The organism is Paractinoplanes deccanensis (genome assembly GCF_016862115.1).
Lineage (GTDB): Bacteria > Actinomycetota > Actinomycetes > Mycobacteriales > Micromonosporaceae > Actinoplanes > Actinoplanes deccanensis.
In genome coordinates, this window is sequence record NZ_BOMI01000043.1 from 50,701 (window position 1) to 63,550 (window position 12,850).

At 72.4% G+C, this 12,850-nt stretch carries 12 protein-coding genes; 10 read left to right on the plus strand and 2 right to left on the minus strand.

Annotated features, from left to right (window positions below; all coding sequences use genetic code 11):
- Positions 1-64: 64 nt before the first annotated feature.
- The 8 genes from Ade02nite_RS12815 to Ade02nite_RS12850 all read left to right on the plus strand — a co-directional run bounded on the left by Ade02nite_RS12815 (position 65) and on the right by Ade02nite_RS12850 (position 7,945).
- Complete coding sequence (locus tag Ade02nite_RS12815; protein ID WP_203761832.1) at positions 65-400, plus strand: hypothetical protein; 336 nt, start codon at positions 65-67, stop codon at positions 398-400.
- An 81-nt stretch (positions 401-481) separates the two neighbouring features.
- On the plus strand, positions 482-1,699 hold the full coding sequence (locus Ade02nite_RS12820) for a PP2C family protein-serine/threonine phosphatase (RefSeq protein WP_203761833.1): 1,218 nt from the start codon (positions 482-484) through the stop codon (positions 1,697-1,699).
- Positions 1,696-3,309: a sensor histidine kinase gene (locus Ade02nite_RS12825; RefSeq protein ID WP_203761834.1), complete on the plus strand. Its 1,614-nt coding sequence runs from the start codon at positions 1,696-1,698 to the stop codon at positions 3,307-3,309. The genes Ade02nite_RS12820 and Ade02nite_RS12825 overlap by 4 nt, the downstream gene beginning before the upstream one ends.
- Complete coding sequence (locus Ade02nite_RS12830; protein WP_203761835.1) at positions 3,306-3,761, plus strand: response regulator; 456 nt, start codon at positions 3,306-3,308, stop codon at positions 3,759-3,761. The genes Ade02nite_RS12825 and Ade02nite_RS12830 overlap by 4 nt, the downstream gene beginning before the upstream one ends.
- Positions 3,754-4,563 (plus strand): inositol monophosphatase family protein, encoded by an 810-nt coding sequence (locus Ade02nite_RS12835; RefSeq protein ID WP_203761836.1) that lies wholly within the window; start codon positions 3,754-3,756, stop codon positions 4,561-4,563. The genes Ade02nite_RS12830 and Ade02nite_RS12835 overlap by 8 nt, the downstream gene beginning before the upstream one ends.
- Before the next feature lie 8 nt (positions 4,564-4,571).
- Entirely contained in the window at positions 4,572-5,345 is a 774-nt protein-coding gene (locus Ade02nite_RS12840; protein ID WP_203761837.1) for an SDR family NAD(P)-dependent oxidoreductase, read from the plus strand.
- A 64-nt stretch (positions 5,346-5,409) separates the two neighbouring features.
- Complete coding sequence (locus Ade02nite_RS12845; RefSeq protein WP_239168720.1) at positions 5,410-6,423, plus strand: coiled-coil domain-containing protein; 1,014 nt, start codon at positions 5,410-5,412, stop codon at positions 6,421-6,423.
- A gap of 25 nt (positions 6,424-6,448) precedes the next feature.
- Positions 6,449-7,945 carry a fused MFS/spermidine synthase gene (locus Ade02nite_RS12850; RefSeq protein WP_203761838.1) on the plus strand — a complete coding sequence of 499 codons (1,497 nt, stop codon included), beginning with the start codon at positions 6,449-6,451 and terminating at the stop codon, positions 7,943-7,945.
- Positions 7,946-7,960: 15 nt separating this feature from the next.
- On the opposite strand, the gene Ade02nite_RS12855 is transcribed toward Ade02nite_RS12850, so the two are convergent.
- Positions 7,961-9,883: a serine/threonine-protein kinase gene (locus tag Ade02nite_RS12855; RefSeq protein ID WP_203761839.1), complete on the minus strand. Its 1,923-nt coding sequence runs from the start codon at positions 9,881-9,883 to the stop codon at positions 7,961-7,963.
- 280 nt (positions 9,884-10,163) lie between these two features.
- Here Ade02nite_RS12855 and Ade02nite_RS12860 point away from each other — a divergent pair, with 280 nt between their 5' ends.
- Together Ade02nite_RS12860 and Ade02nite_RS12865 are read left to right on the plus strand one after the other, a co-directional pair.
- Positions 10,164-11,360: an MFS transporter gene (locus Ade02nite_RS12860; protein ID WP_203761840.1), complete on the plus strand. Its 1,197-nt coding sequence runs from the start codon at positions 10,164-10,166 to the stop codon at positions 11,358-11,360.
- Between the two features lie 9 nt (positions 11,361-11,369).
- On the plus strand, positions 11,370-12,095 hold the full coding sequence (locus tag Ade02nite_RS12865) for an SDR family NAD(P)-dependent oxidoreductase (protein WP_203761841.1): 726 nt from the start codon (positions 11,370-11,372) through the stop codon (positions 12,093-12,095).
- A gap of 27 nt (positions 12,096-12,122) precedes the next feature.
- On the opposite strand, the gene Ade02nite_RS12870 is transcribed toward Ade02nite_RS12865, so the two are convergent.
- Positions 12,123-12,524: a hypothetical protein gene (locus Ade02nite_RS12870; RefSeq protein ID WP_203761842.1), complete on the minus strand. Its 402-nt coding sequence runs from the start codon at positions 12,522-12,524 to the stop codon at positions 12,123-12,125.
- Positions 12,525-12,850 lie beyond the last annotated feature (326 nt).

Genomic DNA, 12,850 nt, shown 5'->3' on the forward strand with positions numbered 1-12,850 from the left:
AAGCGGGAACCTCCGACACCGGGTAGCCGGAAGATCGTTTATGGCGTGCCCTAGCGTTGTCGGGGTGAGCACGCCGTTCGATCCCGCCGCCGTCGTCGCGGAGTTCATCGACAGGGTGGCCCCCTACGACCCGCAGCCCGAGGTCGCGCCGGTCGCCGTGGTCGGCGTGCGCACCGCGCTCGGCGAGGCGACCTTCGCGGTGGGCGACCACGTGATCCGCGCCATGTGCAAGGCCTTGGAGGCCTACCGCGATCCGGACGATCGGGGCACCTGCGCCGAGTGCGGCAGCCGGCGGCTCGACGACAATCTGCACTGCCGGGAGTGCGGCCGGCTCCATGGCATCCTTGGTGAGGTCATCGCCCACCACGCCCGCAGGGTGGCTGCCGAGGACGCCACGTGAGATTGCCTCGGTGTTGTGCCCGGGCTGCCGGTGGTACACGATCAGCGGGTCGGTGCGGGTGGGGAGCGATCGGGGTGTGGCATGACTGAGCGGTCGGTCGCCCCGCGCGCCCGCAGCAGCAGCCCCGCCCCGGAACGGCCGGCTCAGCAGGAGCGGCTGCGCATCCTCCTGGTCGAGGACGACGAGGGCGACGCCTTCCTGGTGCGCGAGCTGCTCGACGAGGCCGAGGCCCCGTTCGACCTGCGCGTGGCGACCAGCCTGCGCGAGGCCCGCGGCATGCTGCACGGCGTCCAGTGCGTCCTGCTCGACCTGGGGCTGCCCGACGCCGAGGGCATCGACGGCCTGCGCAAGCTGCTCGCCGTGGCCGGCAGCGCCGCGGTCTGCGTGCTCACCGGCCGCTCCGACGAGCACCTGGGCGTCGCCGCGGTCGCCGAGGGCGCCCAGGACTACCTGGTCAAGGGCCAGGTAGACGGCGTCCTGCTGACCCGCGCGCTGCGCTACGCGGTCGAGCGCAAGCGCGCCGACGAAAATGCCCAGCGGCTGCGCGAGGTGGAGCTGCGCCAGGCGGAGTCGGCCCGCCTCGAGCGTGGCCTGCTGCCCCAGCCGCTCATGTCCACCGAGCAGGTCTCGGTGCACACCTTCTACCGCTCCGGGCGGGCGATGGGCCTGCTCGGCGGCGACTTCTTCGACGTGGTGCAGATCGGCGACGACAAGCTGCACGTGATCGTGGGCGACGTTTGCGGGCACGGCGTCGACGAGGCCGCGCTCGGCGTGGAGCTCCGGGTCGCCTGGCGCGCGCTGGTGCTGGCCGGGGTGCCCGACGACCAGATCCTCGGCTCGCTCGAGCAGGTGCTGATGACCGAGCGACGGGCGCGCGAGGTGTTCGCCACGTGCGCCTCGGTGACGCTCGACCTGTCGCGCAACACCGGCGTGGTGCGGCTGGCCGGCCATCCGCCGCCGGTGCTGCTGTCCGGTGGCCGGGCCGTGCCGGTCGACGCGCGTACCGGCATCGTCCTCGGGGTAAGCCCGAGACCGACGCCGGCGACCGAGGTGGAGTTCTCTCGCGATGACTGGTCCTTGCTCATGTACACCGACGGCCTGATCGAGGGCCACACCGGCGACGGTGCCGAGCGGCTCGACGTCGAGGGCCTCTGCGGCCTGCTCGACGAGGAGGCGGCCCGCACGGTGCCGCTTCCCGCGCTGCCCGCGTGGCTGGTGGGCCGGGCCGAGCAGGCCAACGGCGGCCCGCTCGCCGACGACGTGGCGATGTTGCTGATCTCTCAGGGGAGCGGGCGGTGAGCCTTACCAGCCTGCGCACGTGGACGCTGCGGCGCCGCGTCGTCGCGCTCTGCATCGCGGTCGGCCTGCTGCTGTCCGGCCTCGCGGTGCTCGCGGCGATCACCGCCGCCGAGAACAATCGCCAGCTCGACGACGTGCTCAACCGGGCCAGCCCGATGCGCGCGGCCGGCGAGGCGCTCAACACGGCGTACGTCGATCAGGAGACCGGCGTCCGCGGCTACGCGATCACCGGCAACCGGGACAACCTCGAGCCGTACACGACCGGGGTCGCCGACGAGAAGCGGCTGATCGGGCTGCTCGAGGGCTACCTGCACCCGGACGACACCGCCATCCGGCAGTCGTTGCAGGTGGTGCAGCAACGGGCCGCCGAGTGGCACAGCCAGGTCGCCACCCCGGTGCTCCAGGCGATCGAGAGCGGCGGTCCCGAGGCCGGCCAAGAAAAGATCAACGCCGCGTCGACGACCCAGTTCGACGAGCTGCGCACCGCGATCGCCGCGATGCAGGACGACATCCAGGTGCTGCGCACGCGGTCGGCGGACGCCGCCAAGGACTCGAGCCAGAACATGGTGGCGATCCAGATCGCCGCCGCCGCGATCATCATCCTGGCCGGCGCGGCCCTGCTGCTGCTGCTCGACCGCCTGGTCACCAAGCCGGTGGTGGAGCTGGCCGGTCAGGTCCGCCAGGTGGCCGACGGCGCCTACGACCACCACATCACCAGCACCGGCTCGCCCGAGCTGGCCAGCCTCGCCGAGGACGTGGACGGCATGCGGCAAAAGATCGCCGCGGAGCTGGCCGAGGTCCGCGAGGCCCGTTCCCAGATCGAGTGGATCAACGATCAGCTGAAGATCCAGGCCGAGGAGCTGACCCGGTCCAATCGCGACCTCGAGCAGTTCGCGTACGTCGCCTCGCACGACCTTCAGGAGCCGCTGCGCAAGGTCGCCAGCTTCTGCCAGCTGCTCCAGCGGCGCTACGCCGGCCAGCTCGACGAGCGCGCCGACCAGTACATCGCCTTCGCTGTCGACGGCGCCCAGCGCATGCAGCGCCTGATCAACGACCTGCTCGCCTTCTCCCGCATCGGCCGCCTCACCGCCGGCTTCACCGATGTCGACCTGGGCCGGGTGCTGCCCGAGGTCAAGTCGCAGCTCGAGGCCCGCGCCGGCGAGGACGCCGAGATCACCTGGACCGACCTGCCCACGGTCGAGGGCGAGGAGCCGCTGCTCACCACGCTCTTCGTCAACCTGATCGGCAACTCGCTCAAGTTCCGCCGCCCCGACGTGCCGCCGGTGGTCCGGGTGAGCGCCGAGCGGGACGGCAAGGAGTGGCGGATCAACGTCCGGGACAACGGCATCGGCATCGAGGCGGAGTTCGCCGACAAGGTCTTCGTGATCTTCCAGCGCCTGCACGCGCGCGACGCCTACGAGGGCACCGGCATCGGCCTCGCGATCGTCAAGAAGATCGTCGAATATCATGGCGGTCGGATCTGGCTCGACCTCGACGTCGAGGAAGGCACGTCGATCTACTTCACCCTTCCGGTGCTGCCGGGGTTCGGCGACGAAGACGACGCTCCCGAGGTCCCGGCGCAGGAGACGCGGAAAGAGGTCACAGCATGACTGGTGCTGTTCGGGCGGACGGCACGCCCATCGAGGTGCTCCTGGTCGAGGACGACCCCGGCGACGTGCTGATGACCCAGGAGGCGTTCGAGGAGCACAAGGTCCGCAACCGGCTCAACGTCGTCTCCGACGGCGCGCAGGCGCTGGCCTACCTGCGCCGCGAGGGCGAGTACGCCGACTCGGTGCGCCCCGACCTCATCCTGCTCGACCTCAACCTGCCCAAGCGGGACGGCCGCGAGGTGCTCGAAGAGATCAAGAAGGACCCGGAGCTGGGCCGCATCCCGGTGGTGGTGCTCACCACGTCGGCGGCCGACGAGGACATCCTGCGCAGCTACCAGTTGCACGCGAACGCGTACGTGACCAAGCCGGTCGACTTCGAGCGGTTCATCGCCGTCATCCGGCAGATCGACGAGTTCTTCGTCAGCGTCGTGAAGTTGCCGCCGCGTGCTTGACCAGGTCGCCGAGCTCATCCGCGAGGTAGCGGCCACCGAGGTGCTGCCGCGCTTCCGCCACCTGGCCAACGACGAGATCAAGCAGAAGGCGCCGGGCGACCTGGTCACCATCGCCGACCAGGAGTCCGAGAAGGCGCTGACCCGCGGGCTCACCGCGCTGCTGCCCGGCTCGACGGTGGTCGGCGAGGAGGCGGTCGCGGCCGACCCGCGGGTGCTCGACCGGCTCCGCGACGGCGGCGACGTCTGGATCGTCGACCCGGTGGACGGCACGAACAACTTCGCCGCGGGCAAGACGCCGTTCTGCGTGATGGTGGCGCTGGTGCGCGACGGCGAGCCGGCGGCCTCGTGGATCCTCGACGTGGTCGGCGATCACCTGACGCTCGCCGAGGCGGGCTCCGGCGCCTACCGCGACGGCGTACGGGTGAAGACCCGCACCGACGATCCGGGCACCGAGGCGCTGCGCGGCGTCGTCGCGCGTCACTACCTGCCGCCGCACCTGCGCGCGGTGGCCGACGCGCACACGCACGCGTTCGGCGAGGTCACCAACGGTCATCACTGTGCCGGCTACGAATATCCCTCGGTCGCCCTGGACGAGCAGCAGTTCGTGCTCTTCTGGCGCATCCTGCCGTGGGACCACGTGCCCGGCTCGCTGATCATCCGCGAGGCGGGCGGCACGGTGCTGCACCTCGACGGCACGCCGTACCGTCCCACGGACAGCGAGCGCGGCATGCTCGTCGCGCCGAACGACGACGTGTGGCACACGGCGCGCGACACGCTCTTCCCCGATCCGTCGATCCTCTAGGAGCGCGCGTGGCGTCGTACCTCGACGAGATCTTCGGTCTTGACGGGCGCACCGCGGTGGTGACCGGTGGCAGCTCGGGTATCGGGCGGGCCATGGCGGTCGCCCTGGGCCGGGCCGGCGCCCGGGTGATCCTGGTCGCGCGCCGCGTCGCGGCCCTGGAGGAGACCGTCGGCGAGCTGCGCGGTCACGGGGTCTCGGCGGACGCGATCTCGGCGGATCTCGCGGTGCGCGAGGCGGTCACGACCGTCGCCGCTCAGATCATCGAGCGGTACGGTGCCCCGGACGTGCTCGTGAACTCGGCGGCCGTCAACCGGCGCCCGCCGATGGACCGGCTCACCGAGGACGACTGGGACGTCACCCTCGCCGCGAACCTGACGGCGCCGTTCCTGCTCGGGCAGGCCTTCGGACCGCTGATGGCCGAGCGCGGCTGGGGCCGCATCATCAACGTCGTCTCGCAGCAGGCGTTCCGGGCGTACGGGAACAGCGGCGCCTACGGTGCGGCGAAGGCGGGCCTGGTCGGGCTCACCCGGTCGCAGGCCGAGGCGTGGTCGCCGCGGGGCGTGTGCGTCAACGCGATCGCGCCCGGCGTCGTCCACACTCCACTGACCGAACCGGTCTTCTCGGACCCGGCAACGGTCGCCAGGCACGCGGCCCGCACCATGATCGGTAGAAACGGCGTACCGGACGATTTCGGGGCATGTGCCGTCTTCCTGGCAAGCGATGCTGCCGTCGCCGTGACCGGCCAGACACTCTTCGTCGACGGTGGTTACTCGGCCACGTGAACGATCTGCCGATCCCTTGCGCAGCGCGGTAAAGTTCCCCGCGCTGACGATAGGGGAGGTATCCGTGGCGGCGGTTTCTCTACGCCGGATCAGCGCTGGGCTCGCCATGCTCCTGGTGGCGTGCGCGCTCGTGCTGACCGTGCCGGGCGGGGCGGCGCACGCCGACCCCGATGAGGGCGACAGCAAGACGTTGCGCAGCGCGCTCGAGTCCGCCGCCAAGGGCCAGGCCACCGCGATCCAGAAGCTCAAGGCGTCCAAGACGCGCCAGGCGCAGCTCCAGGCCACGGTCAAGCAGTCCGAGGCCAGCGCCAAGGCCATGGAGAGCCAGGTCAACGAGATCGCCAGCCGCTCGTACCGCCTCGGCCGCACCAGCACGATGTCGATGCTGCTCGACAGCAGCTCGCCCGACATCTTCCTCGAGCGCATCGAGCGCCTCGACATGATGGGCCAGCTCGACGCCCAGATCCTGACGCAGTACAGAGCCGCGTTCGCCAAGGCCAAGGCGGCGAAGGCGGCCATCGACAAAGAGGTCCTCGAGCAGACCAAGCAGGTCGCCGCGCTGACCAAGAAGAAGAAAGAGGCGGAGCTCGCGCTCGCCAGCGTCGGCGGCGGCTCCACGGCCGGCGGCTTCGTCTCGGCGAGCTCGGCGTCGGCCAAGCCGGCGCCGCGCAACTCCGACGGCTCCTGGCCCGACGAGTCCTGCACGATCAACGACCCGACGAGCACGGGCTGCCTCACGCCGCGCACGCTGCACGCCTATCAGGAGGCGCGCGCGGACGGCTTCACCCGCTACACGGTGTGCTGGAGCCAGCGCTCCTCCGGCGAGCATCCGAAGGGCCGCGCCTGCGACTTCTCGGCCAACGCGTCCACGTTCAAGAACGTGGCGGCCACCGGCGGCGACAAGACGTACGGTGACCGGCTCGCGGCGTACTTCGTGAAGAACGCCGACCGGCTCGGCGTGATGTACGTGATCTGGTACCGAGAGATCTGGATGCCGGGAACGGGCTGGAAGAGCTACAGCGCGAGCGGCGGACCGTCCGTCGTGCACACCAACCACGTCCACCTGTCGATGCTCTGATCCCCGGCCGGATACCATCCGGCTGATGGGAAATCCGCCGCGTGCCCTGCCGTCCGGTCTCGCCACCGCCCTGGTCTTCGGGTCCAGTGGCGCCGTGCTCGTCCTCGAGATCGTTGCCCTGCGCCTGGTCGGCCCCTACGTCGGCGTGACGCTCCAGGTCAGCAGCTCGGTCATCGGGGTGTCGCTCGCGGCCATCGCGTACGGGACGTGGCTCGGCGGACGCCTCGCCGACCGGTACGATCCGCGCTCGCTGCTCGCCCCGGCGCTGCTGCTGGGCGCCGTCGGGACGGCGGTGACGCTGCCGCTGGTCCGCTACGGCGGCGAGCTGCTGCGCGGCGGGGCGGCGCCGGCGGTGCTCCTGCTCGCGGCGCTGGCGGTCTTCCTGCCCGCGTTCATCCTGTCGGCGGTCAGCCCGCTCGTCGTGAAGCTCCAGCTCAGCGACCTCGACCGGACCGGCTCGGTGGTCGGCCGGCTGTCCAGTATCGGCACGCTCGGCGCGATCACGGCGACCCTGGCGACCGGGTTCATCTTCGTGGCCGCGATGCCGTCCTCGTGGATCGTGCTGACGCTCGCGCTGCTGCTGGCCGCGGCGGGCGGGGTGCTGTGGTGGTGGCTCCGGTCGACGTCGGCGCTGCCCGGCAAGCCGCGCACCCGGGCGGTGCTGGTCACCGTCGGGCTGGTCGGCGCGGGCCTGGGCGCGTCGTCGCCGAGCCCGTGCGACGTGGAGACGGCGTACCACTGCGCCCGGGTGGAGTCCGACCCGTCCACGCCGGGCGGGCGGACGCTGATCCTCAACTCGGCGCGGCACTCGTACGTCGACCTGAACGACCCGAGAAACCTGGAGTTCGCGTACATCCAGTGGATCGCGGCGGCGGCCGACGTGCTGCCCGCCGGCCCGGTCGACGCGCTGCACATCGGCGGCGGCGGGTTCACGATGCCGGCCTACCTGCGCTCCACGAGGCCCGGCAGCGCCCAGCTCGTGGCGGAGCTGGACGGCGGGCTGGTCGACCTCGACAAGCAGAAGCTGGGCCTGGAGACCGGCCCCGACCTGCGGGTGCGGGTCGGCGACGCGAGGGTGGCGGTGGCCGAGCAGGCGACGGAGGCGTACGACCTGGTGGTGGGCGACGCGTTCGGCTACCTGGTAGTGCCCTGGCACCTGGCCACCCGCGAGATGGCGGCCGACATCGCCCGGGTGACCCGGCCGGCGGGCCTCTACGTGCAGAACGTCATCGACTACCCGCCGGACAGGTTCATCCGAGCCGAGATCGCGACGGTCGCGGCGGCCTTCCCGCACGTGGCGGTGATCGCCCCGCAGGAGGCGCTGGACGGCGAGGTGGGCTCCAACTTCGTCATCATGGCGTCGAAGAGCCCGCTCCCGTCGGCGGCGGTCCGCACCCGGCTGGCCGCCGTGGCCAAGGAGCCGGTGACGCTGCTGGAGGGCGCGGAGCTGGACGCCTTCGTGGACGGCGCCCGCGTGCTGACCGACGACTACGCCCCGGTCGATCAGCTGCTCGCCGGATAGCCCGGCGCTTCTCGGCTACGCCTGCGAATAGCCCGTGCCCTTGCGGGCGGCCGGCGGCGGCAGCGTGGGCTCGGCGGTCGTGGGCTTGGGGTCGGGCGCGCCGACCTTCTTCTGGGGTGTGCCGTTCCTGCGGGGCGGGCGGTTCCGTTTCGTTCCGCCGCCCTGGCCGTGCGACTTCTCGGCGGCCACGGCCTCGGCCTGGTCGGTGTCGCGGCGGTCCTCGGCGGGGGCGCGGTCGTGGCGGCTCGCGGGGGCGCTGCCCAGCACCTCGGCGCGGCACTTCTTGTCGTTCAGGGTGAAGGACAAGGGCAACGGGTTGTAGTCGCGATATTCGCCACGTAGCGTGAAGCTTTGCAGCTTGCCGCTACCGCGCGCGGTGACCCGCTTGCCCTTCTGCGTGACGGCCTTCGGCGCGCTGGTGAGCCGCTGACTGCCCGGGTACGAGAACTGCACCCGCCACTGCGAGCGCGCGAGCTCGTCGCCGGTCGCCACGGTCAGGCGAGCCTCGTACGAGCTGCCTGTGTCGTGCTTGAGCTGGTAGCGGACCGCGCAGCTGAGGATCTGCGGGCTGGCCGCGACGACTCCGGCGCCGGCCGCCTGGGCCTTTTCGACCTCGGGGGTGTCCCGGGTGGTCGCCCAGCTGACCCCGGCCGCCGCGAGGACCGCGAGCGTGGCCACGCCGGCCCGGACGCGGTGGCCGCCGAGCACGTCCGCGGGCCGCGGGCCGCCACCGGCGAACAGGCCGTCGCCCAGCGGGCGGGGATGCCGCCGGAGAGCCGCGCCGATCTTGAGGCCGACGCGCACGCGCAGCACCTTCGCGGGGAGCCGGGGGCCGGGACCGCCGCCGGGCAGCCCGAGATAGGCGAGCAACGACCGTCCGAGGCCGGCACGTGGCGCCGCAGCCGGGACGTCGGGGACCGGGGCCTCGCGTGCCGGCTCGATCGGACCGGTCGGCCCCAGCCCGTCGGCGCCGGCCTTGACCGCTGCGCCGGCCGGCTCCGGGCGCGCTGTGGGAACGGCGGCGGCTGCACCCCGTACCGTCTCGGGAGCGTCGGAAGCGCGCTGCGGGAGTTGCGGGATGGTCGGCTGAAGGCCGACCGTGGCGGCCAGGGCGTGGGCCACCTCCGCGGCGGCGGGGCGGTCCTCGGGATCCTTGGACAGGCAGCGCATGCAGAGCTCGGCCACGGCCGGCGGCATGTCCGGCGGCTCGGGCAGCGGCTCCGGATCGGCGTACAGGTGGGCGCGCAGGGCGTCGGCGGTGGTCTCCGCCGGCCAGGGCAGGCGGCCGGTGAGCGAGCGGTAGAGCAGCAGCCCGAGCGCGTAGACGTCGGTGGCCGCGGAGACCTGGGAGCCGCCGAGCCGTTCCGGTGCCAGGTAGGCGGGCGTGCCGAGCAGGCTGCCGTCGGGTGCGGCGTCGCGCTGGCCGACGATCGCCGAGATGCCGAAGTCGACCACCTTGGCGCCCGCGCCGGTCACCATCACGTTCGCCGGGGTGACGTCGCGGTGCACCACCCCGCGCGCGTGCGCCGTGGCCAGCGCCGACGCCACCTCGACGGCGACGCCGACCGCCTCCCGCCACTCCAGCGGGCCCTGCCGGGCGATCCGCGCCGCGACCGACTCGCCGTCGTTCAACTCCATCACGACGTACGGAACGGCCACCTGATCGCCGAACGGGGCCTCGCCGAAGTCGTAGATGCCGGTGATGTGCGGATGGCACAACCGGGCGGCCGCGAGCGCCTCCTGCCGCAGCCGGTCGCGGAACGTCTGATCCTCGGAGATCTTGGGCGACAGCACCTTGACCGCGACCGGCCGCCCGAGCGTCTCGTCGAAGCCGCGCCACACCTCGGACATGCCGCCGCTGCCGAGCTTCTCGACGAGGCGATACCGCCCGGCGATACGAAGCGAATCGTCCTGTCCGTTTCGCTCCGTCCGCCCCATGTGCCGATTGTGACCCGAGGGGCGGCCCGCCCGATGCCCGTCCGGCGAAACCGGTGTCCGTCGTCCCGGAATGCCGGATTCGGGGCCTGCGCCGGGCCGGGGCCGGCGGTTACCGTGAGGCGTCCGATGTCCCGGCTTCCGGAGGGCTCAGATGCGACTCACCACCGTGACGGTCCCCGCCCCGCCGCGAGGACCCGCGACCGCCCGCTAGGCGCCGCGCCGTCACCTCCTCGCCGCGGGGCGGTCCTCGTGACCGTTTCCCATCGCCCGAGGAGTACCTTTGCGTGCCCTTTTCGCCGCGCCGCTCGGCGCGGACTTCTGGAAGCTCTGGACGTCGTCCGCCGTCACCAACCTCGGCGACGGCATCACCATGGTGGCCGGCCCGCTGCTCGTCGCCTCGATCACCGGCGACCCGGCCGCGGTGGCCGGCGCCGTCTTCGCGCAACAGCTGCCGTGGCTGCTCTTCGCCCTGGCCGGCGGCGCGTGGGCGGACCGCCTCGACCGGCGCAAACTGGTCGTCGCCGTCAACCTCGCGCGGGCCGTGGCCCTGTGCGCCCTCGCGCTCGCGGTGGCGGGCGGCGCTGCCTCCGTACCCCTGATCTATGCGGTGTTCTTCCTGCTCGGCACCGGCGAGACGCTGGCCGACACCGCCTCGTCCGCCTTCGTCCCGGCCCTCGTGGCACCCGACCGGCGGCCCACCGCGAACTCCCTGCTGTACGCGACCTTCAACGTCGTCAACCAGTTCGCCGCGAAGCCGCTGGGCGCCTGGCTCTTCGTGATCGCCGCGGCCGTCCCGTTCGGCGTCAACGCCCTGACCTTCGCCCTCTCCGCGGCCCTGGTGGCGGCCATCCGCTCGGTGCCGCCGCCGGAGAAGCGCCCACCGTCGCGGCTGCGCACCGACATCGCCGAGGGCATCCGCTGGCTGTCCCGCCACCGCGGGCTGCGCACGCTGGCCCTGACGATGGCCGTCGGCAACATCGTCTTCTGCGCCGCCTTCGCCGTCTTCGTGCTCTACGCCGATCAGCGTCTGGGCCTGACCGAGATCGGGTACGGCGTGCTGCTGATCGCCTTCGCGCTGGGCGGCCTGCTCGGCACCCTGGCCGCGCCCCCGCTGATCCGCCGGCTCGGCTCGTCGACGCTGCTGCGCGCCGGCCTGCTGATCGAGGTGGCCCTGCACGCCACGCTGGCCCTGACCCGCGAGCCCGCGATCGCCGCGCTGATGATCGTCGTCTTCGGCGCGCACACCACCGTCTGGGGCGTCGTGGTCACCACCATCCGCCAGCGCGACGTCCCGTCCTCGATGTTCGCCCGGGTCACCAGCGTGTACGCCTTCCTCGAGCTCGGCGGCGCGGCCCTCGGCTCCCTCCTGGGCGGCGCGACAGCCTCCGCGTACGGCCTGGTGGCGACCTACTGGACGGCGGCAGCCGCGATGGCCGTCGTCGCACTCGCCGCGTGGCGCCCCGTCGCCGCGCTATAGGGTCGGGGCATGTCGAGGCTTGCGGTGGTCAGCGGCGGCGGTACAGGCATCGGCCGGGCCACGGCCGGCATGCTCGCCGGCGAGGGATACGACGTGATCGTCGTGGGCCGGCGGGCGGAGGTGCTCGCCGAGGCCGTCGACTGGATCGGGCCGCAAGCCTCCGCCGTGACCGCCGACGTCTCCGACCCGGCGCAGATCTCCGCGGTGGTCGACGCCGTCGGCGACCGCCCACTGGACGTCCTCGTGAACAACGCCGGCGCCTACATCCCGGGCGGCGGCGCCAAGCTCGACGAGGTGGCCGCCCACTGGCGCGCCAACTTCGAGTCGAACGTCCTCACCGCGGTCCTGCTGACGACGGCGCTGCTGCCCACCCTGCGCCGGCCGGGCGGCCGCATCATCCTGACCAGCTCGATCGCGGCCCAGCGGGGTGGCGGCGGCCCCTATTCGGCGGCGAAGGCGGCCCTGCACGGCTACGTCCTCGACCTGGCCACCGAGCTGGGCGAGAACGGCATCACCGCGAACGTGATCGCGCCCGGCTACGTGGCCGACAGCGAGTTCTTCGCCGGCCGGATGACGCCCGAGGGCCACGCGAAGCGGGTCGGGGTCACGCTGCTCAAGCGGGCCGGGGAGCCGGACGACATCGCTGAGGCTGTTCGGTGGCTGGCGGGACCGGGTGGCCGCTACGTCACCGGCCAGATCATCAATGTGAATGGGGGGTCTGTGCTGGGGCGATGATGCCCTCTCCCGGCCCTTTCGCGCCGATCAGATCGGTCTGCCGCCGGTGAAGCGGCCCTCGCCGTCGCGGTTCGGGCGGAACCGCAGACCCGACCAGCGCTCATCGATGGCGACCTGACCGCACGGCCGCATGTCGAAGTCGGCGACGATCGGCCACAGGCTGTCGCGGTTGATATCGGCCATGTTGCCCTTGGGATAGGCCACCCAGAACGCCGCCGGCTTCGCCAGATCGGCCGCATGCTGCCGAAGCCGCTCCCGCGCCCCCGCCGCGTCCTCGACGAAGAGCACCGCCGTGCTCGCCGCGGCCAGAACGTCAACCTCCCGCACGCCGTCCGGCATCGGCGCAAGCAGGGGCAGATTCGCAGGATCCGACAGCCAGACGGTGGTATGCGGCTTGATCAGCAGCTTCTCGGCGATGGTCTTCGGCATGCCTCCGAGCCTGTCACTGTCGTCCTCCTCGCCGTGCGGGAACGGTGCTCCCCGTTCGTAGAGCTCGTCCGGCGTGGGTGCCTGTTGAGCTTGCCGCCCCTCGAAGCGGCCTGCCTGCGGAGCCCATGTCCGGAAGCGGCCTGCCTGCGGAGCCCGCCCCTCGATGAGGCTCGCCTGCGGAGCCCTCGCCCCCCTCGCTTGCGGAGTCCTCGCCTCCCCTCGCTTGCGGAGTCCTCGCCTCCCCTCGCTTGCGGAGCCCTCGCCCCCCTCGCTTGCGGAGCCCTCGCCTCCCGAGCGACCCACCTGCGGAGCCCACCCCTCGATGA

Excerpts from the sequence above, each read along its gene's own strand:
- Ade02nite_RS12820 (WP_203761833.1), top strand. The coding sequence starts at position 482 with ATGACTGAGCGGTCGGTCGCCCCGCGCGCCCGCAGCAGCAGCCCCGCC.
- Ade02nite_RS12830 (WP_203761835.1), top strand. The coding sequence starts at position 3,306 with ATGACTGGTGCTGTTCGGGCGGACGGCACGCCCATCGAGGTGCTCCTG.
- Ade02nite_RS12850 (WP_203761838.1), top strand. The coding sequence starts at position 6,449 with ATGGGAAATCCGCCGCGTGCCCTGCCGTCCGGTCTCGCCACCGCCCTG.
- Ade02nite_RS12855 (WP_203761839.1), bottom strand. The coding sequence starts at position 9,883 with ATGGGGCGGACGGAGCGAAACGGACAGGACGATTCGCTTCGTATCGCC.
- Ade02nite_RS12865 (WP_203761841.1), top strand. The coding sequence starts at position 11,370 with ATGTCGAGGCTTGCGGTGGTCAGCGGCGGCGGTACAGGCATCGGCCGG.
- Ade02nite_RS12870 (WP_203761842.1), bottom strand. The coding sequence starts at position 12,524 with ATGCCGAAGACCATCGCCGAGAAGCTGCTGATCAAGCCGCATACCACC.